The sequence below is a fragment of the Enterococcus sp. ZJ1622 genome (genome assembly GCF_011038845.1).
GTDB lineage: Bacteria > Bacillota > Bacilli > Lactobacillales > Enterococcaceae > Enterococcus_B.
In genome coordinates this window covers 124697-143950 of sequence record NZ_JAAKDW010000002.1, presented here as the reverse complement: position 1 = coordinate 143950, position 19254 = coordinate 124697, and the positions used below count along the sequence as shown (strand labels likewise).

Below are 19254 nucleotides of genomic sequence, written 5' to 3'. Positions count from 1 at the left end.
CCAAATCGATCTGGCACATCCTCGTTTTGTTGAAAAGATTGAAACGACTTCGAAAGATCAAGAGTGTTTCGATACCTTGATACGATTGATCGCGCGGTGCAAAGCAACCGTTGCACGCTTCAACTCGTTCGTATCTTCTTTTGCTTTTGCTTCTTCGATTTGGCGTTCTGCACGCTGTTTTGCACGTTCAGCCCGTGATACATCGATATCGCGCTCACGTTCTGCACTATCGGCTACGATAGAAACGACATTATCGCGTACTTCCATGATTCCGCCATTGACTGCGATCCAGTCTACGTGCGTATCAGAGTCCGTCCGTTTTACACGGACTTCATCGATCGTCAAAGGTACGATGATCGGTGCGTGCTTAGGTAAAATCCCAAGCTCACCAGCTGTCGTACGTGCGACAACGATCGCTGCATGGTGATCATAGACCAAACCGTCAGGAGTTACCACGTTAACTGTTAAATATTGATCCATGGGGCACCCCTTTCTAGTAGCCTAGTTTTTTCGCTTTTTCTACGACGTCTTCGATTCTGCCGACACTTCGGAAAGCTTCTTCTGGAAGATCATCATACTTACCTTCTAAAATTTCACGGAAGCCTTTAACTGTTTCTTCAACTGGTACATAAGAACCAGGAAGACCAGTAAATTGTTCCGCTACGTTAAAGTTTTGTGACAAGAAGAATTGGATTCTGCGGGCACGAGAAACAAGTACTTTTTCTTGATCCGACAATTCATCCATCCCCAAGATTGCGATGATATCTTGTAGTTCACGATATCTTTGCAATACATGTTGGACTTCTGTAGCGACTTTATAATGTTCTTCTCCGACGATTTCAGGTGCAAGAGCACTTGATGAAGAAGCTAGAGGGTCCACCGCAGGATAGATCCCTTGTTCTGTCAGTTTACGTTCCAAGTTGGTTGTTGCATCCAAATGGGCGAATGTCGTAGCTGGCGCAGGGTCAGTATAGTCATCCGCTGGCACGTAGATCGCTTGGATCGATGTGATCGAACCTTTTTTCGTTGATGTGATACGTTCTTGCAATTGACCCATTTCTGTTGCTAAGGTTGGTTGGTAACCAACGGCAGAAGGCATACGTCCCAACAAAGCTGAAACTTCAGAACCAGCTTGTGTGAAACGGAAAATATTATCAATGAACAATAGCACGTCTTGTCCTTCTACATCACGGAAATATTCAGCGATCGTCAAACCAGTCAAAGCCACACGCATACGTGCACCAGGTGGTTCGTTCATTTGACCGAACACCATAGCTGTTTTTTCGATAACGCCTGAATCTTTCATTTCATAGTAAAGGTCATTCCCTTCACGAGTACGTTCACCAACACCGGTAAATACAGAAATACCACCGTGTTCTTGTGCGATATTATGGATCAGTTCTTGGATCAGTACGGTTTTACCAACTCCGGCACCACCGAACAGACCAACTTTACCACCTTTTAGATATGGCGCTAATAAGTCGATGACTTTGATCCCTGTTTCAAGGATCTCTGTACTTGTACTTAATTCGTCAAAATTAGGTGCTTTTTTGTGGATCTCGCTTCTTTCAGCGTTTTCTGGGAAAGGTTCTTCCAAATCGATCGTATCCCCTAATACATTGAATACGCGTCCTAATGTTTCTTTACCTACCGGAACAGAGATTGCTTTACCTGTATCGATAACTTCCATTCCTCTTTGCAAACCATCTGTTGATTCCATCGCAATGGTACGGATCACTCCGTCCCCTAATTCAAGCGCTGCTTCAAGAACAACTTTTGATTTATTCTCATCATTTTTATAAACAACTAACGCATTGTTGATATCTGGTAAGGATTGGTCTAAAGAAAATTCCACGTCGACAACGGGACCGATTACTTGAACAATCTTGCCTGAACTCATCTTTTTTCCTCCAATCTCAATACTATTCTAGTGCCGAAGCTCCGGCAACAATTTCGGTAATTTCTTGGGTAATTGCCCCTTGTCTTGCACGGTTATAAGAAACCGTCAAATCATCAATGATGTTGGCAGCATTATCCGTTGCTGTCTTCATCGCTGTCATGCCAGCTGCATGTTCGGCTGTTTTTGCATCAACGATTGCACCATAAATCAAACTTTCAGCATATTGAGGCAATAATTGAGACAAGATTTCTTCTTTTGAAGGTTCAAAAATATATTCTTGCTCAAAGCTTGTTGCTTCTTCTGGATCTAAATCTGAGATTGGCAGCATTTTTTCTACACGAAATTGACTAGTCAGCGAATTGATATGATGGTTATAACATACATATAATTCATCGAATACTTCATTTTGATACATCGTTGTTGCCATGTTTACGATTTTACGAACTTCTTCAAAGCTTGGCTGATCCGATAGATTACGAAGTTCATAAGCTAAGTTGATTCCGCGGGCTTTGAAGAAATCAGCACCGGTTCCGCCAATTGCGATCATTACGTAATCATCGGGTGACTGGTGATCTTCTTCCAAAATCGACATCGTTTGTTTCAAAATCGAACTATTGTATCCGCCAACCAGACCACCATCAGCGGTGATCACGATATAGCCGGTTTTCTTCACTGGTCGGCTTATCAGCATACTGTTGTAATTGATGTCGCCTCTAGGATTATCCGATGCAATATCGTTTAATTGTGTAGCGGTCAAATGAGTCACGATCTCTCTGACTTTTGTTGCATAGATCTGAAACTTCTGGGAAGAAGCTTCAGATTTTGTCAGTTTAGAGGCGGACACCATTTGCATCGCACGTGTGATCTGACTCGTTTTTTTCGTTGAAGCGATACGTGTCTTGATTTCATTTAATGATGCACCCATTCATCTCACCTCACTATGCATTTTGAATGGATTTCAATTTGTCTTCTGTAGACGATGTGTTTCCTTTTGTTGCTAAGAACATGTCTTTGTATTCTTGGATAGCACTGTTCAATTTTTCTTCTTCTGGAAGATCTTTGGTCGTGCGGATCGTTTCAAAAATATCTGAATGGTTCGTATCTAAGTATTCGAATAATTCATGTTCGAAATCCAAGATACTGTCAACAGGAATACTGTCTAAAAATCCATGGGTCAAAGCATATAAAATAACTACTTGTTTTTCAACAGCAAGTGGTGCATGCAGTTTTTGTTTCAAGATTTCAACAGTCCGACGTCCACGATTCAGTTTTGCTTGTGTCGCAGCATCCAGATCTGAACCGAATTGGGTAAATGCTTCTAGTTCACGGTAGCTGGCTAAATCCAGACGCAAGGTACCGGCAACTTTTTTCATTGCTTTGATTTGTGCAGACCCACCAACACGAGAAACCGATAATCCGGCATCGACGGCTGGACGAGTTCCTGCGTAGAACAAGTCGCTTTCCAAGAAGATTTGTCCGTCTGTGATAGAAATAACGTTTGTTGGGATATAAGCGGAGATATCTCCGGCTTGTGTTTCAACAAATGGCAGAGCAGTCATCGAACCGCCGCCTAGATCATCACTCAACTTCGCCGCACGTTCTAGTAAACGTGAATGCAAGTAGAAGACGTCCCCTGGGTAAGCTTCACGACCTGGTGGACGACGAAGTAGCAAGGAAAGTTCACGATAAGCCACAGCTTGTTTAGACAAATCATCAAAAATGATCAGTACATGTTTGCCGTTATACATGAATTCTTCACCCATCGCAGTACCAGCATATGGTGCGATGTAAAGCAATGGTGCTGGTTGGGAAGCACCCGCATTGACGACGATCGTGTAGTCCATCGCGCCGTATTTTTTCAATGTTTCTACTTGTGTACGTACTGTGGAATCTTTTTGTCCGATTGCCACATAGATACAGATCATATTTTGCCCTTTTTGGTTGATGATCGTATCGATCGCAATGGATGTTTTCCCTGTTTTACGGTCACCGATAACTAATTCACGTTGTCCGCGTCCGATTGGTACTAACGCATCGATTGCCTTCAAACCAGTTTGCATTGGTTCACTTACTGATTTACGTTGCATAACGCCGGGTGCCATTGCTTCGACTGGGCGAGCTTTATCTGTTACGATTTCACCTAATCCGTCGATTGGCTGTCCAAGAGGGTTCACGACACGTCCGATCAGAGATTCTCCAACTGGAACTTCCATGATCTTACCTGTTCGTTTTACTTTGTCCCCTTCACGAATGGATTCGAAATCACCAAGGATGATGATACCGACATCATTTGATTCTAAGTTTTGCGCCATTCCGTATGAGCCGTTTGAAAATTCAAGCAACTCACCACTCATCGCGTTTTCTAAACCATGTGCACGAGCGATCCCGTCACCAACATACGTCACGGTACCGATTTCTTCGACTGAAAGCACGTTTTGATAATTTTCAATTTGTTCTTTAATCAAGGCACTAATTTCTTCTGCTTTGATAGCCATTCGATTCACCTACCTCTTTGTACTATCTGTTTAATTGATTACGCATATTTTCTAGCTGCGTGCGAATGCTTCCGTCGATTACTCGATGGTCGGCTTCAACAATTGCGCCACCAATAATAGAAGAATCAACGATTTGATCTAATTCTACTGTTTGATAGTCCATTGTCTTTGCGACATTCTTTTCAAGCTTTTGTAATTGTTCTTCAGAAAGCGGCACTGCTGTTCTAACGCTTCCTAGCAGCAGTCCTTTGTGTTCATTATAACGATGTTCATATTCATCGATCATGAAAAGCAGGTCATCCATACGATTATAGTTGTAGACGACTTCTAAAAAGTTTCTGACTACTCCTTCGTATCCGCTGACTAGTTTGTCCATGATCAGACGTTTTTCATGCGGTTCCAAGCGAACATCGCTAAGCATGCTCCCTAATCCAGGAACTTCTGTGTAGATTTGACGCAGGCTCAATAGTTCTTGATAGACTTTTTCTGCTTGGTTCGAATCGATCGCCAGTTCGAACAAAGCTTTGCCGTATCGTCTGCCTACTGTATATTTATCTAGTTTCATTTGATGAACCCAGACCTTCAATATATTGATTGATTAATGATTCATGCATTTCCGGAGACAGCTCTTTATTCAAGATTTTTTCCGCAATTTGAAGGGAAAGATCCGCTACATCGTCTTTCACAGAGTTCAAAGCAGAATCACGTTCCATCATGATGTCCGCTTGCGCTTTGCTTTTCAGACGAGCCACTTCTTCTTGTGTATCCTTCAAAATATTTTGACGGCTTAATTCTCCGCTTTCTTTCGCATTCTTGATGATATCAGCTGCATCTGAACGAGAAGCTAACAATTGTTGTTCGCGTTCTTGTTCCATTTTTGCTGAGTTGATGCGAGATTGTTCTGCAGAATCTAAATCATTGGCGATCTTGTCTTCACGTTTTTTCAAAATATCGCTGATTGGTCCCCAAGCAAAATGCTTTAGTAGAACCAGTAGTATCAAAAATGAGCCGCTGACAACGATGATATTACCTAACATCGGATTGCCAACTTCTGCAATAGCCAATTGATTCAGCATAGGCTAGCCTTCCTTTCTTTGGAGTATTTCCAGTTTCTGCGTAAAAAAGCAGTAACAAACCGTGTTGTTTCTGCCTGATTACTGATTCAATTAAACGGCAAAAACTAGAATCAAGGCAATAACCACACCTAGAATAGGAACGGCTTCGACCAAGGCTACCCCGATGAACATTGTTGTACGCAATTGACCTGACATTTCTGGTTGGCGTGCCATAGATTCGATCGTTTTAGAGATTACTTGTCCATTACCATAACCAGCTCCGATTGCTGCCCCCATGATTGCGATTGCTGCTGCGATATAATTCATAATTTTTTTCCTCCTAAATAGATAAGTAATAGTTTGTGTTGATAACGAATTTTATTCTTCTACTTCAATCTTATGGCTCATATAAACCATTGATAAAGTGACAAAGACAAATGCTTGGATGCTTCCGATAAACAACGAGAAGGCAATCCAGACCATCTCTAGTGGAATTGCTAATGGCAATGAGAACCAGCCTAAGCTTGTCATCATTTTTGCAATCAAGGTTAGCAAAACTTCCCCCGCGTAAATATTCCCATAAAGACGTAAAGCAAGTGTTAATAAGTTTGTAAATTCTTCGATGACCTTCATCGGAAACATGAAACTATATGGTTTCAAGAATGCATTTACAAAATAACCTTTGAATCCGAGCTGCTTCACACCGAATAAGTGAGTAAGAGTGATCATTATAAATGCCAGAGTCAAAGTAACAAACGGGTCTGCTGTCGGACTCTTCCAAAGTGTTGTTTCGCTAGGTAAGACGATTTTTGTTACTAAACCTATGTTGTTCGCAACAAAAACAAATAAAAACAAAGTAAATGACAACAAATGGAAATTGTTCAATTCTTTTCTAGGCAGATTGTCCGTTACGATTCCCCGGCAAAAATCAATCACCCATTCTATCGCATTTTGTTTTCCAGTTGGTTTCATTTTCAGATTTCTTGTAAAAAAGTAAACCAAAAAGAAGACGATCAGGCAGGTTAATAACACCATCATACAAACTGTACCATCAAACCAGATAGGCCCAATGTGGAACGTTAGCGAGCGTTCATCCAATTCATTTCACCTCTTTTCCCCGAATCTCACATAAAATCAGCTTCCTGCGTGTATTCGGTTTTTTCTAAATCGGTTTCTAACCAAACGGTATCATACCACCATGAAACAGAAAATTCAAAACATTTTCATGAAAATTAGACACTTTTTTGTTTCAGTCTAAATTTGGTGAAAATCTCTGTTCTCATAGTGGTATTTTCTTTAGAAAAAACCTGTGATAATCATGCTTTATCAGATTAAATGCTAACAAATTTTATCATTAAGTAAAAGTAAAAGCACCGAATATGCGAAAAAGGATATTGAAATTATCTAGAGAAATTTTTTAATGTACGATCAATTTGACGATCGACATCTTTTCGTTTCAGATCTTCACGTTTATCGTAGGATTTTTTCCCTTTTGCTAAACCGATCAGTACTTTTGCGTACCCATTACGCAAATAGACTTTCAGCGGGACGATCGTGATTCCGGTATTTTTCGTCTCATTTTCAAGACGTGCGATCTGCTTTTTGTGCAAGAGCAGTTTTCTGGTGCGCAATGGGTCATGATTGAAGATATTCCCCTGTTCATAAGGGCTGATATGAACATTGTGCAAGAAAGCTTCTCCGTTTCGGACACGTACGAAACCGTCTTTCAAATTGATCCGACTGTTGCGGATCGATTTGATCTCAGTTCCCTGCAGGACCATCCCGGCTTCCATTGTGTCAATGATCGAATAGTCATGGCGAGCTTTCTTGTTTTGTGCGATTAATTTTCCCTCGCCTTTTGGCATAGTTAGTTCCTCCAAGCTGTCTTATTTTTTCTTCTTTTTGATTCCTTTATAAAAAGGTTTTTTCCCTTTTTTCTTTGAATAAGTGGTTTTCTTGTCATTCGTTCGTTTTTTATTTTTGCCTTGTTTTTCCCGGTCGGTATTCCTTTTTGCCTGACGATTGGCAGTTTTCCCTTTTTGCCGTGCTTTCGGACGTTCAAGTGAAGTGACTTCTTCTGCAGAAATGAGTTCGAAATCCACTGCCCGTTCATCTGGGTCGGCTTTGACGACTTTCACCCGAACTTTTTGACCGATTTTGAATGTCAGACCTGTTCGTTCTCCGACTAACGCTAAATGGTTCTCGATAAAGTGGAAATAATCTTGCTTCAGCTCATTGATATGGATGAGCCCTTCCACAGTATTCGGCAGCTCGATGAATAAGCCGAATTTGACAACGGAGCTGATGATCCCGTCAAACTCTTCCCCGACTTTATCTTGCATGAATTCCGCTTTTTTCATGGAATCGACTTCCCGTTCTGTTTCTACTGCTCGCCGCTCCATTTTTGAACTGTGATCGGCGATCTCCGGCAATTCAGCAGACCATAACGCCTGGTTTTTCTCGCTTTTATCTTGCCCGTAAGAACGGATCAGACGATGGACGATCAGATCAGGATAACGACGGATTGGCGAAGTGAAATGCGTATAGTAATTGGCAGCTAGTCCATAATGTCCAAAGTTATCTTCAGAGTAGCGCGCTTGCTGCATACTTCGCAACAGCATCGTATTGATCACTGCGGCTTCTGGTTTTTCTTCCACATCTTCAATGACCTTTTGTAGATCCTTCGGTGTGATCGTTCCTTTTGTTCCTCGAACCAAAATGCCTAGTGCAGATGCAAAGTCAAAGAAGCGCTGCATCTTTTCTTCCTTTGGCTGCTCGTGAATCCGATAAATGAATGGAAAATTCAATTTATGATAATGTTCGGCTACTGTTTCGTTTGCAGCTAGCATGAAGGATTCGATCAAACGCTCACCGACTCCTCGACTTCTAAGCTCGATATCGACTGGATGCCCATTTGGGTCGACAAGGATCTTTGCTTCTCTGTCCTCAAATGAAATCGCTCCGCGTCTGATACGCATCGTCTCAAGGATCTCATGTAGCTCTTTCATTGCTTGGAACATCGGCACAAGCTGTTCATAGCGCTCCATTGCTTCCTCATCTTGTTCTTCTAAGATCTGGTTCACCGCTGTATAGGTCATTCGCTCGGTCGTCTGGATCACACTTGGGAAGATCTCATGGGCGATGACTTGACCAGTTGGATCGATCTCCATTTCGCAACTCATCGTCAAACGCGGAACATGCGGATTCAATGAACAGATACCATTTGACAGACGCTGCGGGATCATCGGGATCACTCGGTCAGTCAAGTACACACTGGTTCCTCGTTCATATGCTTCACGATCCAGTTGGCTTCCTTGTGTCACATAATAAGAGACGTCGGCGATATGGACACCTAAGAAATAATTCCCGTTGTCTAATTTTCGGACAGTCACAGCGTCATCCAGATCCTTGGCATCTTCACCATCGATCGTGACGATCAGCTGATCTCTCAGATCTCTACGGCCGACTAGGTCTTCTTCGGCGATCGTATCTGGCACTTGATCTGCTTCTGTCAAGACATCGTCTGGGAATTTCGTCGGGATGCCGTTTGCTACCACGATGGACAGAATATCCATCCCAGGATCGTTTTTATGCCCGATGACTTGTTTGATGATGCCTTCTAGACTTGTCGCATAGCTTTTTTCCGGATAATGTGTGATCTCGATCAGCACGATGCTGCCGTCAACTGGGCGTACGCCTTCTGCTGCAGCATAGACTTTGAAATGATTCATTTTTTTATCTTTCGGTATCACTACCCCGTAAAGATCCGTTTCTTCGATTTCTTCTTCTGAATAAGCCACGAATTCCCCAGCTAGCTGTGTGACTGCTCGCTGACGGATTTCCACGACTTTCCCTTCTGCTCCGCGATCCATCGCTGCATTGGCTGTTTTGAAAATGTCGATCGCGACAGTATCTCCATCCATTGCGTAACCGGTAGATTCTTTTGGGATATAGATATCATCTTCTTCCGGATCGATCGTCACGAACCCGAAACCGCGTTCGTTTGCTCGGAAAGTCCCTTCCACCAGCACAGGCTTCAGTGGTAATTTGACTTTTCCTTTCTTGTTGAATACGATGCTTTCTTCTCTTTCCATTTGTGCGATCGTCTGCACGAGTAATTTGAAATCCTCACTTTTTTGAAAGCCAAGCCCTTCAGCTATTTCTTCCATTGAAAAACTTCTTTTACGACTGCTTTCCATAAAAAAGAGGATCTTTTCCTTGATCGTTTCTTTTGTCATATATTATTCCTCATTCCAGGGTAATTTCTTCAGAAAATCCAAGACATCTCTTTCCAGTTCTCTTCTCGCTTCGCCTACTGTGACGACGTGACTGCTTGTCGGATACCATTGCAAGGTAACCTTTTGTCTGCTCAATCTGCGAGCCGTTTCATATACGCCGTAAGGATCGATCATTTCATCTTGTCCTGCTTGCGCTAAAAATACCGGTGTCTGGATTGTTCGTAGATTCTGCTTTGCGATTGCTGCTTGTTCTTGTATTTCTGTCAGCTGCTGTTCGACTAATGGTCGGAATGCAACAGCTTTTTCTTCGATTTCTTCGGGGTCTTTACCAGCAAGTTTAAGTACCTGACGTACGTATTTTTCAAAATTCTCTGGAACATTGGTTTTCACTGGAGTGATCGGTGAGCAGAAAAATCCGCCGCCAATCAGCTGTTCTTCTTCCAATGCTCGAACAGCGAATATACCGCCCATAGACAATCCGAACACTGCAATCTCCGTGAATCCTTCCGACTGCAAAAACCTAAGAGCTTCTTTTGTGTCTTTCCACCATCTAACTGCTTGCTGTGCCAATATGTCATGCGGCTCCATCGTACCGTGGCCAGTAAATAATGGTGCATAGACGGTATAGTCTGCCTTTTCCAAAAAGCGGCAAAGCATCCTTACATCATTGGGACTTCCTGAATAAGCATGGAGAAGCAGGACTGCACGTTTCCCATGTTTGGCATAAAGGGGTTTTGGTAGACTTCTCACTTGTTTCACCTCTTTCAACTCATTTTACCATAGTTTCGCAGTTCCCTTCTTGTAAAACAGCTTCCTTTGCAAATAAAAAAAGAGCGTTGACCTAAGTCGCTGCTCTCTTTTGTTCCAAATAACAGGTCTTCTCAACCTCTTTATTTTGAAGATAAAAATGCAAGGACAAACAGCAAGATCATCCATGCAGCTCCCATGACTGCTGTCGATCGTTGCATAACGGCTTCAAAGCCACGCGCTTTTTGTTTACCGAAAAGCTGATCTGCCCCGCCAGTAAACGCACTTGCTGCACTGTTTTGCTTGCTTGGCTGCATCATGATCGCAATCACCATGATGATCGATAATACGATTACGATCCCTAAAATTATATTATACATCTCGCAGCCTCCTTTCCCGAAAAATATCGTCTCTTTAACTTTATCATATAAAAAAGGCGGTGGCAACCGTCAATGATATGAAAAAGAAGCGGTGAAAGCAACGCTTTAAACTGAGTATTAGAGAGAAAAGATGTGAAATCGCTCATCCTGTTTTTCTATAGATTTGGCTTATCTCCGAAAAGCTGGCAATGGAACGCCACTTATTCAAAAAAAGGAGTATGACAAGATGTTTGCCATACTCCTTACCTGATCACTTGCGCCATACGTCTTGATATTCTGGTTTTTTTTCAAATTCTTTTTTTGCATATGGGCATAATGGAATGATTTTTTTTCCTTCACGGCGAGCTACTTCTACACCGGTATAGACAAGCTTCTCTGCCAGCTTTTGTCCACGATATGCAGGATCAACGAATGTGTGGTCAACGATCATGATATCTGGACCAGCATCAGACCAAGTCATTTCTCCGATTTCCTGTTGTTCGTCATTGTATAAAGCCAGACGATTTTTCTCTTCTTTGATTTCCATGCACCAACACTCCTTGAATAACCAATATTATTTTTTACTTTCTCTATTTTAGCAGTCTCTTCTTAGAGAAACAATTATTTATCCTCGAATTTCCTAATAAAAAGAAAGTAACATCTTGTTACGTTCAAAGGTTGATTCTCTGGTCAATGAATGAAAAGATCACCGTCCAGTATGTCTGTGGATCTTTACTTTCCGCTTCCAAATGCTCAGCATCGGGAACCAGCAGCAATGCTTTATCCCCTGCTGTTGCGTTTTGGATCGTATAAGCGGCTTCCATAGGGACAAAATGATCTCTTTCACCGTGGATAATAAGGACTGGGAGATGATTGCTCCCCAGTTGCCGAGTCGCAGATGCTTGTTTCAAAGAATACCCTGCGTATTTTTGCGCATAATGGTTCGCGTAGCGCATGATCATTTTCTTAGGTAAAAATGTCAGCTTGCTCAGCATATATCGGAATTCTGCGTACACAGAAACGAATCCGCTGTCTAATATAAAACCTTTGACTGCTGGAGGCAACTTCTCACCGCTTGCCATCATAATGGCTGACGCGCCCATCGACCCGCCATGCAGAATAATCGACGCTTCGGGGTCGTCATCTATGATCGTGTGGATCCAGACAATCAGATCAAGACGGTCCAGCCACCCCATCCCGATAATCTCGCCTTCACTGTCTCCGTGTGCTCGCAAATCCGGAATCAAGACATTATATCCTTTAGCTGCGTATTGCTTCCCGATCGAAGACATATCTCTTTTCCCGGTACTGCGATAGTCATGCACGCAGATGACCCAGTTGTGCTGGCTGCTTCCAGAACGAATCATTCGTCCCGCTAGTTTTAGTCCATCATGACTTTTGACCGTCCTTGTTTCTCCTCTTTGCCAAAAGTCTTCTGCCTGCTCCTCCAGTTCCTGACGTTTTCTTTCTACTGTCGTCAATGAAGCAGGATCCATCAGCTGATGCCCAGTTGTTTCGTACCAGTCATACCCGCGTTGGACGCCGGCTTTGATCAGTTTTTTCGCGTAAAAATAAGAAAGGAAATGATAGAGAACTGTCAATCCCAAAAGAATGGATATGAAATAAAGAATGATCATTGCGCCCCCGCTTTCTATAAAAATCATTAATCGAATCTCTGTATCAATCGTCTAAGTAATAGGAACGTCCACTTCAAACATCTCTACACCATGATATATCCGATCATTTTCTATTATATTGTATCATTTTCTTAACGTTCTACTCAATAAATCTCTTTTATCACAGTTCAATCTGGCTATTTCAGAACTCATGATTCCATTTACTTTTCGATTAAAAATCAGTATACTAATCCCGTGCATTAGAATCAAGACCTTGTCTTGGACTGGTTCGGAAACTTCCCAGGATAAAAAACTAAGTATCTCTAAAGAAAGGAGATTGGAAATAATGCGAAAAGTAATCATTGACTGTGATCCGGGGATCGATGACACGCTTGCCTTACTATATGCGCTCAAATCTCCAGAAATTGAAGTAGTCGCTATCACCACTGTATGCGGGAATGTCCCGTCAGACATCGGTGCACAAAATGTCCTTAGATGTTTGAAACGCTGTAGTCGCTTGGATATCCCTGTTTACCAAGGGATGGAAGCACCATTGAAACAGCCGTTCATTAGCGCACAAGATACGCACGGCATGGATGGATTGGGCGAAACGAATTTTCCGCCTGTGACCGAGAAACAGGTAGAACCTGTACATGCAGTGGATTTTCTGGCAGATTATTTTGCTGAAGAAACAGACACAGCAGTCATTGCTCTGGGTCCTTTGACCAACATTGCCCGCGCCTTGGAAAGCAACCCGAAACTGGGTGAACATATGACGCGTTTCGTTACGATGGGTGGGAGCTATAAAAGCCACGGCAACTGTTCGCCAGTAGCTGAGTATAACTATTGGTGTGACCCTGACGCTGCCGCATATGTCTTCGAACATCTTGCTCAGGTAATCGAAATGGTTGGATTGGACGTAACGAGAGAAATCGTCTTTACCCCTACACTATTGGAATACTGCTGCCAAATGAATCCGGACGAAGGTCGTTTCTTGCAAGCAATCACCCGTTTTTATTTTGACTTTCACTGGACGCAGGAAAGGATCCTCGGCTGTGTCATCAATGATCCGTTAGCTGTTGCTTATTTTGAGGATAGCTCTATCTGTCAGGGATTCACTAGCTATACAGCAGTTGAGACGCAAGGGATCAGTCGTGGGCAGACGCTTGTCGACCGTTATGACTTTTGGCAAAAAGCGCCAAATAGTTCGATCATGACGGAAGTAGATTCTCGTCTGTTTTTCCGGAAGTTTTTGTCCGTTCTTCTAAATGCACAAGAGGAAACGATAAAAAAAGATCTGGAAAGATTAGAGATGGGATGAACGAATATGAAAAAAATCTCCACAAGAACGCTGACGATCATGGCTTTATGTATCGGATTCAATTACATGGGAGGAACGATCGCTTTATGGCTGCGGCTACCGATCTATCTTGATTGTATCGGCACGATTTTTGCTGGTGCACTACTTGGTCCTATCGCTGGTATGCTGACAGGTCTAAGCAGTGGCGTGCTGAGTGGTGTGACGACCGATATTTTTTCCTTGTACTACTCGCCGATCCAGATCGTCACTGGACTACTTGCTGGTTTGGTTTTACACAACTATCTACAAAGTAGGCAGAGTCGCTTCAAGCTCTTGTTTTTGACGCTTTTGCTATCTGTGCCTGGTACGATCATTTCTTCGATTATTACCGTTCAATTATTTGGCGGGATCACTTCTTCTGGTTCTAGTATGATCGTGCAGTTGCTGCATGGTTTCGGATTGAATCAGACAGCAAGTGTGATCGTTGTTCAAGCAGGCACCGATTATCTGGATCGTCTGCTTTCAGTGATCGTTGTTGCTCTAGTGATCACTGCACTGTCCAAACGCAGATTGCTGGATATGAAACGCAGCTAAAAATAAAACGTGCGCAAAACAACACACATGTCGCTGTTTTGCACACGTTTTTTTATTCATGAGATTCGTAATCTTTTCAGGCTAAATAAGAAAGAATGATCGATTGGTATTTGTCGATCATGTCCAGATAATTATCGATTTCTACATATTCATCTACTTGATGAGGTAATGTAACGACTCCTGGGCCAAAAACGACAAAATCAAAGGGATTCGAAGCTTTGGTAAATTCTGCGGCATCTGTCGTAGCCGCTGCACCAACCAAAGGTAACGGCGTCTGAAATTGCTGCTGGATGCAATGGATCAGCGAAGAGTCAGGATTTGCTTTCACCGGGATCTTATTGTAGTCGATCGATAATGTCAGTTTGTATTCTGTTTCTTTATTCAGCTCATCGATGATTATTTGCAAGACCTCGATGATCTTGTCGTTTGGAAATTCCGGGATAGAACGGATATTTCCTTGGAGTTGCGCATGGCTAGGGATACTGTTGACTTGATTCCCGCCACTGATCAGCGTCACGTTGTGGATGGTTTTTCCTAAGACAGGATTTTCGATCATTTCAGCGATGCGTGACATTTCCTCATTTATCCGAGTGATAAACTCATTCAGATGGTCGATAGCGTTGTATCCTTGTTCAGGCATCGAGCTATGGGCTTCTTTTCCATGAGAAACAACGGTGTAATTGATCGAACCCATGTGTGTATACATCAAACTGTAATTGGTCGGTTCACCGATGATCAACCCGTCTAAGTCATCGACATAACCATCTCTAGTCAGCTGTTCTCCACCCAATTCTCCTACTTCTTCGCCGACAGTAGCGAGCAGTTTGATCGCACCATTGAATGGTTTACCTGATTCTTTTAGCTCGATCATGGCTATGACCATTGCAGCTAGTCCACTTTTCATATCTGTCGTGCCCCGCCCGTACAAACGGTTACCTTCGATCACTGCTTCAAACGGCGCATGTGTCCAAGCTTCTTCATTTCCAGCTGCTACGACATCCATATGTCCAGATAAACCTAAGACTTTTCCCGATTCACCTTTTTCAAAGCTAGCGATCAGATTATCTCTGCCGTCGCTGTAAGAAATCAATTTGCCCTCGATTCCATGTGTCTGCAATAATTTTTGTAAGTAAGACGCCACTTCTGCTTCATTTCCATTGACTGAATGGATCCGAACGATGTCTTGTAAAATCGAAATCTTTTCTTCTTTGTTCATTGTATCTGCTCCTCTACCGTTTCTTTCCATTTTATGGTACGGTGTCTGTTTTTTCAAATAGGAGCAATCAGAAGGTTGTGACAACTGCGTTCTGCTTTAAGGAATAAGGAAACTGAACAGAAAATAGCTCTTCATATTTTCTTGTTCAGTGAACTTATTGCCGAGAAGCAGCAGTTGGAACACCGTGAATCAGAGGTTGCGAGCTTGCCGTTTAACTCCTCGGGCACAAGGAACAATTTCAAAAAACAGCTTCTCATGTTTGATGAATATTGTGACTTGTGCCCGAGGAGTTGGCAGGAGAACACCGTTTAGTGGAGAGGTCGTGAAAGAGACGTTCTGCCTTATTGCCGATAGGCTGTCTCTTGAGCACCGTTTAGTGGAGAGGTTGTGACAACTGCGTTCTGCTTTAAGGAATAAGAACACTGAACAGAAAATAGCTCTTCATATTTTCTTGTTCAGTGAGCTTATTACCGAAAAGCAGCAGTTGGAACACCGTTTATTCGAAAAAAAGGAGCTGCCACAAGTCTTTTGTCACAGCTCCATAAAGATCTAACTTTTGAGGATCACTACAAACCTCGCAGGCTTTTAAAAAAATTCTTAATTATTCGTCATGCCTTCCATCAATCGATCTACGATTGTTTCAACCGGTTGGATTTGATGGATCATAGAGATCCCTAATCCAAGAGAAGCAAACCCTTTTTCAAGATCACCAAAGAGCATGCCATCTCGCATGCCAGTTCCAGCTCCTGAAGCCTGCAGAATAGCTTCGCGACTTTCTCCTGCTTCATCCATCGTCACTAGTTTTTGAGGAAGCTTCCCAGGTAAAGAACGGTAATAAGCAGGAACAGTCCGGTATAATAGCATGTCAGTCGCATCAGATGCTACTAGTTGATCTTTAATGTTTTCGGCTAAAGGAGATTCTTTAGAGGCTAAAAATACTGTACCTGCAAAGATACCATCAGCTCCTAATGCCAAGGCTGCTTTTGCCGTTCGTGTATCCGTAATCCCCCCTGCCGCTAATACAGGGACTCTTCCCTTTGCAGCGTCGACTACTAGAGGCACGATTGAAAAAGTTCCAATGACTTGATCGGGCACAGTCCCGCCTTCGTCAAACCCTGTCGCAACAATGACATCCGCTCCACCTTCAATTGCTTCTTCTGTTACTTCAACTGTTGGGGCGCCACGATAGACCACCTTGATGCCATTCTCTTTGAATTTCCGGGTCCAAACTTTTGAAAAATTTCCGACCATCACAGCAACTTCAACGCCTTCTTCTACCATCATCTCAAGCATGGGCTCTGTGTACAGATCATATTCTTCGACCATTGGATAGACATTCATTCCAATTGGATTCGCTGTAATACTTTTAGCAATACGTACTTCTTTTCGCATATTCGCGATTGTTTCCTCAATCGTTGTCGCTGCTTGGGTCTGACCAGCATTGATTCCTAGAACACCCAAAGCCCCAGTTTTACTGACTGCTCCCACGAATTCACCATTCGTCAGCCAATTCATGGGTCCTTGAATAATCGGTTTTTGGATTCCTAAAATTTCTGTCACGCTCTTTGCCATATTTGACACCTCATTCTCTTTTGCTTATATTTAAGTTACACCTGTCTTTTAAAACATACAATAGTCAAATCGGTCGGAATTGTCACTTAGAGGACAAAATGAATAAAAACGTCACCAACAAGGAGTTAAAAATGAAAGCAGATAAACGTTTTATCAGAAGTGAAAGCATGATCAGAAAAGCTTTTTTGTCCTTAATGGAATCTAAACCTTATTCTAAGATCAAAGTCACCGAGATCTGCCAGTTAGCAGATTGTTCACGGAATGCTTTTTATCTTCATTATGAAACAAAAGAACATTTACTAAGTAGCATCATTATTGAAATCACTAACCATGTACAGCGAAGTTGTCAACCTATTGTAAATTCTCTGCATCAGGTTGGCCGAAAAGAGTCAAAGCAGTATACAGATCAGATACTACAAGCCATTGAGGAAAATAAACACGTCGTCACGATCCTATTGAAGCAGCAGCAGATGAATTTTTTGAACTGTCTTAGCAATACTTTGATCAAAACTATGACTGAATGCAGTGAAAGACTTAAAGTCACTCCTAACATTCCCTTCATTGTTTATTTTTCGAATGGGATATGCGGATTCATCAATTATTGGCTGACAACTGACTTAACATTAGAAGAAGCCCAAGAGATACTGCATCAGACAATTTTTTATCAGTACGAGAATGAGATTCATGATTAGAAAAACAGCCTTGCAGCCAAAACTCAATATCGCGATTGACAAAAAAAACCTCTCCATCAGCTGCAATACAGCCGGTGGAGAGGCTCTTGACTAAATCTGTACGTAACAGTTTAGAAAAGAATTATTTGTTTTTCAAGTTGTAGAAAGATTTCAAACCTTTGTATTCTGCAACTTCACCAAGTTGGTCTTCGATACGTAGTAATTGATTGTATTTAGCAATACGGTCAGTACGTGATAGAGAACCAGTTTTGATTTGGCCAGCGTTTGTTGCAACAGCGATATCAGAGATTGTTGAATCTTCTGTTTCACCAGAACGGTGAGATACAACTGCAGTGTAGCCAGCTTCTTTAGCCATTTCGATTGCTTCGAATGTTTCTGTCAAAGTACCGATTTGGTTTACTTTGATAAGGATTGAGTTAGCGATTCCTTTTTCGATACCTTCAGCTAATTTTTGAGTGTTTGTTACGAACAAGTCGTCACCAACTAATTGAACTTTGTCGCCTAATACGTCAGTTAATTTCTTGAATCCGTCCCAGTCGTTTTCGTCTAATCCGTCTTCGATTGAGATGATTGGATATTTAGAAACTAATTCTTCGTAGAATTTGATCATTTCGTCAGTTGTTTTTTCGCCTTCGCCTGAATCAGCTAATACGTAAACACCTTTTTCTTTGTCGTAGAATTCTGAAGAAGCAGCATCCATAGCAAGAACAACGTCTTTACCAGGTACATAGCCAGCTTTTTCGATTGCTTCGATGATTACTTCGAAACCTTCTTCGTTTGAACCAAGGTTAGGAGCAAATCCGCCTTCGTCACCAACAGAAGTAGCTAATCCGCGACCTTTTAAGATTGAAGCTAAAGCGTGGAATACTTCTGCACCCATACGTAGAGCTTCTTTGAATGTTGGAGCGCCAACAGGCATGATCATGAATTCTTGGAAGTCGATTGAGTTGTCAGCATGTGATCCGCCATTGATGATGTTCATCATTGGTGTTGGCAATACTTTTGTGTTGAATCCGCCTAGGTAGTGGTATAAAGGTACTTCTAGGTAGTCAGCAGCTGCACGTGCAACAGCGATAGATACACCTAAAATAGCGTTCGCACCTAATTTACCTTTGTTAGGAGTTCCGTCTAAAGCGATCATAGCTTTGTCGATAGCCATTTGGTCACGGACATCGTAGCCAATGATTGCTTCAGCAATGATGTTGTTTACGTTGTCGACAGCTTTAGTTACACCTTTACCGCCATAACGAGCTTTGTCTCCGTCACGTAATTCAACTGCTTCGTATTCACCAGTTGAAGCACCTGAAGGAACCATTCCGCGGCCAAAAGCTCCGCTTTCTGTGTATACTTCTACTTCGATTGTTGGGTTACCACGTGAGTCTAAGATCTCGCGAGCGTAAACATCAGTAATAATTGACATGTTTTGTCTCTCCTTTGAGTTTGTTTTTTCCTAAGGGATTTCCCTCATAT

At 42.3% G+C, this 19254-nt stretch carries 20 protein-coding genes and 1 riboswitch; of the genes, 3 read left to right on the top strand and 17 right to left on the bottom strand.

All coding sequences use genetic code 11. The annotated features are described in order from the left end of the window. Nucleotides 1-57: 57 nt before the first annotated feature. The 14 genes from G7Y42_RS02470 to G7Y42_RS02405 form a co-directional block, all read right to left on the bottom strand. Nucleotides 58-480, bottom strand: a complete 423-nt coding sequence (locus G7Y42_RS02470; RefSeq protein ID WP_165003641.1) for a F0F1 ATP synthase subunit epsilon — start codon at nucleotides 478-480, stop codon at nucleotides 58-60. A gap of 13 nt (nucleotides 481-493) precedes the next feature. Continuing rightward, on the bottom strand, nucleotides 494-1900 hold the full coding sequence (gene atpD, locus G7Y42_RS02465; protein WP_165003643.1) for a F0F1 ATP synthase subunit beta: 1407 nt from the start codon (nucleotides 1898-1900) through the stop codon (nucleotides 494-496). Between the two features lie 22 nt (nucleotides 1901-1922). Continuing rightward, the gene (locus G7Y42_RS02460) at nucleotides 1923-2825 is read right to left on the bottom strand and encodes a F0F1 ATP synthase subunit gamma (RefSeq protein ID WP_165003645.1); all 903 of its coding nucleotides are present in this window, start codon (nucleotides 2823-2825) and stop codon (nucleotides 1923-1925) included. A gap of 13 nt (nucleotides 2826-2838) precedes the next feature. Then, nucleotides 2839-4395, bottom strand: a complete 1557-nt coding sequence (atpA, locus tag G7Y42_RS02455; protein ID WP_165003647.1) for a F0F1 ATP synthase subunit alpha — start codon at nucleotides 4393-4395, stop codon at nucleotides 2839-2841. 22 nt (nucleotides 4396-4417) lie between these two features. Next, nucleotides 4418-4960 (bottom strand): ATP synthase F1 subunit delta, encoded by a 543-nt coding sequence (gene atpH, locus G7Y42_RS02450; protein WP_165003648.1) that lies wholly within the window; start codon nucleotides 4958-4960, stop codon nucleotides 4418-4420. Next, nucleotides 4947-5471 carry a F0F1 ATP synthase subunit B gene (gene atpF / locus G7Y42_RS02445; protein ID WP_165003651.1) on the bottom strand — a complete coding sequence of 175 codons (525 nt, stop codon included), beginning with the start codon at nucleotides 5469-5471 and terminating at the stop codon, nucleotides 4947-4949. The genes atpH and atpF overlap by 14 nt, the downstream gene beginning before the upstream one ends. 90 nt (nucleotides 5472-5561) lie before the next feature. Further along, nucleotides 5562-5777 (bottom strand): ATP synthase F0 subunit C, encoded by a 216-nt coding sequence (atpE, locus tag G7Y42_RS02440; protein WP_010718599.1) that lies wholly within the window; start codon nucleotides 5775-5777, stop codon nucleotides 5562-5564. A 51-nt stretch (nucleotides 5778-5828) separates the two neighbouring features. Next, the gene (gene atpB, locus G7Y42_RS02435) at nucleotides 5829-6548 is read right to left on the bottom strand and encodes a F0F1 ATP synthase subunit A (RefSeq protein WP_165003653.1); all 720 of its coding nucleotides are present in this window, start codon (nucleotides 6546-6548) and stop codon (nucleotides 5829-5831) included. A gap of 302 nt (nucleotides 6549-6850) precedes the next feature. After that, nucleotides 6851-7315, bottom strand: a complete 465-nt coding sequence (smpB, locus tag G7Y42_RS02430) for an SsrA-binding protein SmpB (RefSeq protein ID WP_165037810.1) — start codon at nucleotides 7313-7315, stop codon at nucleotides 6851-6853. 21 nt (nucleotides 7316-7336) lie between these two features. Then, on the bottom strand, nucleotides 7337-9688 hold the full coding sequence (gene rnr / locus G7Y42_RS02425) for a ribonuclease R (RefSeq protein ID WP_165037808.1): 2352 nt from the start codon (nucleotides 9686-9688) through the stop codon (nucleotides 7337-7339). A gap of 3 nt (nucleotides 9689-9691) precedes the next feature. Next, nucleotides 9692-10438, bottom strand: coding sequence for an alpha/beta fold hydrolase (locus tag G7Y42_RS02420; protein WP_165003655.1), 747 nt, complete (start codon nucleotides 10436-10438; stop codon nucleotides 9692-9694). 140 nt (nucleotides 10439-10578) lie between these two features. Then, on the bottom strand, nucleotides 10579-10815 hold the full coding sequence (secG, locus tag G7Y42_RS02415; protein WP_165003657.1) for a preprotein translocase subunit SecG: 237 nt from the start codon (nucleotides 10813-10815) through the stop codon (nucleotides 10579-10581). Nucleotides 10816-11065: 250 nt separating this feature from the next. Further along, nucleotides 11066-11341: a GNAT family N-acetyltransferase gene (locus tag G7Y42_RS02410; protein ID WP_165003659.1), complete on the bottom strand. Its 276-nt coding sequence runs from the start codon at nucleotides 11339-11341 to the stop codon at nucleotides 11066-11068. Between the two features lie 124 nt (nucleotides 11342-11465). Further along, nucleotides 11466-12431: an alpha/beta hydrolase gene (locus tag G7Y42_RS02405; RefSeq protein WP_165003930.1), complete on the bottom strand. Its 966-nt coding sequence runs from the start codon at nucleotides 12429-12431 to the stop codon at nucleotides 11466-11468. 257 nt (nucleotides 12432-12688) lie between these two features. After that, a riboswitch (PreQ1 riboswitch) is annotated at nucleotides 12689-12733 on the top strand. A gap of 23 nt (nucleotides 12734-12756) precedes the next feature. Here G7Y42_RS02405 and G7Y42_RS02400 point away from each other — a divergent pair. Next, nucleotides 12757-13731 carry a nucleoside hydrolase gene (locus G7Y42_RS02400; protein WP_165003661.1) on the top strand — a complete coding sequence of 325 codons (975 nt, stop codon included), beginning with the start codon at nucleotides 12757-12759 and terminating at the stop codon, nucleotides 13729-13731. Between the two features lie 6 nt (nucleotides 13732-13737). Further along, nucleotides 13738-14304, top strand: coding sequence for an ECF transporter S component (locus G7Y42_RS02395; RefSeq protein WP_165003663.1), 567 nt, complete (start codon nucleotides 13738-13740; stop codon nucleotides 14302-14304). A 76-nt stretch (nucleotides 14305-14380) separates the two neighbouring features. On the opposite strand, the gene G7Y42_RS02390 is transcribed toward G7Y42_RS02395, so the two are convergent. After that, nucleotides 14381-15520, bottom strand: a complete 1140-nt coding sequence (locus G7Y42_RS02390; protein WP_165003665.1) for an ArgE/DapE family deacylase — start codon at nucleotides 15518-15520, stop codon at nucleotides 14381-14383. A 597-nt stretch (nucleotides 15521-16117) separates the two neighbouring features. After that, nucleotides 16118-17092, bottom strand: a complete 975-nt coding sequence (locus G7Y42_RS02385) for a nitronate monooxygenase (protein ID WP_165003667.1) — start codon at nucleotides 17090-17092, stop codon at nucleotides 16118-16120. Between the two features lie 98 nt (nucleotides 17093-17190). Here G7Y42_RS02385 and G7Y42_RS02380 point away from each other — a divergent pair, with 98 nt between their 5' ends. Then, nucleotides 17191-17784 carry a TetR/AcrR family transcriptional regulator gene (locus G7Y42_RS02380; RefSeq protein WP_165003669.1) on the top strand — a complete coding sequence of 198 codons (594 nt, stop codon included), beginning with the start codon at nucleotides 17191-17193 and terminating at the stop codon, nucleotides 17782-17784. A gap of 121 nt (nucleotides 17785-17905) precedes the next feature. Here the strand turns inward: G7Y42_RS02380 and eno are convergent, their stop codons facing one another. After that, complete coding sequence (gene eno / locus G7Y42_RS02375) at nucleotides 17906-19204, bottom strand: phosphopyruvate hydratase (RefSeq protein WP_165003671.1); 1299 nt, start codon at nucleotides 19202-19204, stop codon at nucleotides 17906-17908. Nucleotides 19205-19254 lie beyond the last annotated feature (50 nt).